3 tRNA genes are annotated in these 233 nt (G+C 54.9%); all 3 read left to right on the forward strand.

The features are described from left to right. A tRNA-Gly gene (locus CD032_RS07240) sits at window positions 1-74 on the forward strand. 10 nt (window positions 75-84) lie between these two features. Next, window positions 85-159 (forward strand) — tRNA-Asn (locus tag CD032_RS07245). A gap of 1 nt (window position 160) precedes the next feature. Then, a tRNA-Glu gene (locus CD032_RS07250) sits at window positions 161-232 on the forward strand. Window position 233 lies beyond the last annotated feature (1 nt).

Consider the following 233-nt stretch of genomic DNA (forward strand, 5'->3'; position numbering starts at 1 on the left):
GCGGGTGTAGTTTAATGGCAAAACCTCAGCCTTCCAAGCTGATGTTGTGGGTTCGATTCCCATCACCCGCTCCATTCAAATTAATCCACAGTAGCTCAGTGGTAGAGCTATCGGCTGTTAACCGATCGGTCGTAGGTTCGAGTCCTACCTGTGGAGCCATGGCCCCGTGGTCAAGCGGTTAAGACACCGCCCTTTCACGGCGGTAACACGGGTTCGAGTCCCGTCGGGGTCAT

The sequence above is a fragment of the Staphylococcus cohnii subsp. cohnii genome (assembly GCF_002902365.1).
Lineage (GTDB): Bacteria > Bacillota > Bacilli > Staphylococcales > Staphylococcaceae > Staphylococcus > Staphylococcus cohnii.